Source organism: Myxococcus sp. CA039A, from assembly GCF_013336645.1.
GTDB classification, from domain to species: Bacteria; Myxococcota; Myxococcia; order Myxococcales; family Myxococcaceae; genus Myxococcus; species Myxococcus llanfairpwllgwyngyllgogerychwyrndrobwllllantysiliogogogochensis.
The window spans coordinates 1-1,846 of record NZ_JABUMQ010000630.1 but is presented as its reverse complement, the minus strand read 5'-3'; the positions used below and the strand labels follow the sequence as shown (position 1 = coordinate 1,846).

Genomic DNA, 1,846 nt, shown 5'->3' with positions numbered 1-1,846 from the left:
TCTGTTTCCCTGGCCCCCCGCGCCGTCCGCCTCGTGGCCGACACGCCTCCCCAGGAGACGGAGTCCTTCGACAAGGTGCGCGATGACGTGGAGGTCGACACGGACGAAGGCGAGCGCACGCCTCGCGTCGTCACCTTCGGAGAGAGCGCGGTGCTGCGCAGGGATGGCCAGCGGGCCCGCCTCTACGGCGACGCCAAGGGCACGCTCGGCTTCAGCGTGGACAACTTCCTGCTGCTGGAAGTGCTCGACGGCCAGGGCAAGAAGGTGGTGCGGCGCGCCGTCGTGGGCTTCACCGAGAGCGTCCACATGGGCAACGAGCAGGTCGACAACGTGGGCCGCCGCGCCTTCGGCTTCGAGCCCGGCGAGATTGACGTCACCGAGCTGCTGCCGGAGTCCTCGCCCTTCAAGGTCCGCGTCACCGTCCTGGACTCCTGGGGCGTGGGCCGCGTGTCGGACGTCTACCTGGTGCTCACCGCCCCGGAGCAGCGCGCCGTCGAGGATGACTTGCGCGGCGAATGAGGCCCGACAGGCCGCGCTCCCGCGGAAGCAGCGCGGGCGCGGCCTGGAGCACCGAAGCCTAGAAGCGCAGCCCGCCGACCGCGGGCGTCTTGAAGGGACCCGCACCGGCACCACCAGAGCGTGGGGCTCCGCCCTTCAAGAAGACGCAGCCCTCGGGGCACAGCGTGTTCTCGTCCTGCAGCTTGAGGGTGGGGTCCCGCGTGGCCATCACCGCGCCCACCGTGCCCGCCGCGACCACCGCGCCCACTCCCGCCCAGACGTACCAACGCCCGTACCAGGGCTTGCTGGAGCTCTCCACCTCCACGTCCGGCGAGTCGTTGTCGAACGACAGGGCCGGGTTCGGCTCGTCCGGCATCGACGTCGAGGGGTCCAGCACCGGCGGGGTGCGCGGAGAGTCCCCGGCACGCGCCGTGTTGCTCGCCAGACCCGTGTCCACCGCCGGGCGCATCCGCCCGGTCAGCTCGTAGTTCGTCCCGGCCAGCACGTTGATGTTGTGGACGTGGGACTTGTAGCCCTCGGCGCGGAACTCGATTTCGCGCGAGCCGGGCTTGAGGAGGATGTCGCTCAGCGGCACCGTGCCCACCTCGACGTCGTCCACCAGCACCACGGTGCCGGCCACATCCGCGAGCGCTCGCGCGAAGCCCATGGTGGCCTCCAGCGCCACCTTGACCTCCGTCTGCGTGCCCTCCTTCACGTCCAGCCGCCGCGTGTATTCCGCGTAGCCCGGCTTGCGGACCACCAGCGTGTGCTCGCCCGGCGTCACCGTCAGTTGCGTGGGAGCCGGCGTGAGCACCCCCACGTCGCGACCATCCAGCGTCAGCCGCGCACCCCGGACGGGGCCGCCGATGAACACCGCCAGCTCCGTCTTCACCGGGGCCAGCGGCGCCAGCAGGCCTTCGTCGGGAGGCGGCAGGTTCTTCTTCTTGCTGCCCCTCGCGGTGGCCGGAGCCTTGGTGCGCGCGGGCTTCTTCGTCACCTTCTCCGCCTTCTTCTTCTTCACCACCTTCGTCTTGCCCGCCTTCGCCTTCGACGACTTCGACGGCGTGAGGGGGGCCAGGAGGTCATCGGCCTGAGCGAGCGCGGAAGACGGGGCCACCAGGGCGGCCACCAGCGAAAAGAGGACGAGGCGTCGAATGCTCATGACGGACCGAAGGTTAGAGAGTCGTCCAAGGGGAATCAAACGAAGTCCCTCCCAACCGTCCATTCAGCCAATATCCGCGCCCCATGCACCGCGCCCTGCCCTCATTGGCCCTCGGCTTCAGTGTCCTCTGTCTCACGGCGTGCCCCGCCAAGGCTCCTCCCACCGTGGAGACACGGCCCCCACCTC

2 protein-coding genes are annotated in these 1,846 nt (G+C 69.9%); one reads left to right on the top strand and one right to left on the bottom strand.

Features of this window, described 5'->3' with window-relative positions:
• Positions 1–519 (top strand): hypothetical protein (locus HR086_RS46575; protein WP_174468879.1); only part of this gene is annotated, 519 nt, incomplete at its 5' end.
• 58 nt (positions 520–577) lie between these two features.
• Here HR086_RS46575 and HR086_RS46570 read toward each other — a convergent pair.
• Positions 578–1,660: a PEGA domain-containing protein gene (locus HR086_RS46570; RefSeq protein ID WP_174468878.1), complete on the bottom strand. Its 1,083-nt coding sequence runs from the start codon at positions 1,658–1,660 to the stop codon at positions 578–580.
• Positions 1,661–1,846: the final 186 nt, after the last annotated feature.

Excerpts from the sequence above, each read along its gene's own strand:
- HR086_RS46570 (WP_174468878.1), bottom strand. The coding sequence starts at position 1,660 with ATGAGCATTCGACGCCTCGTCCTCTTTTCGCTGGTGGCCGCCCTGGTG.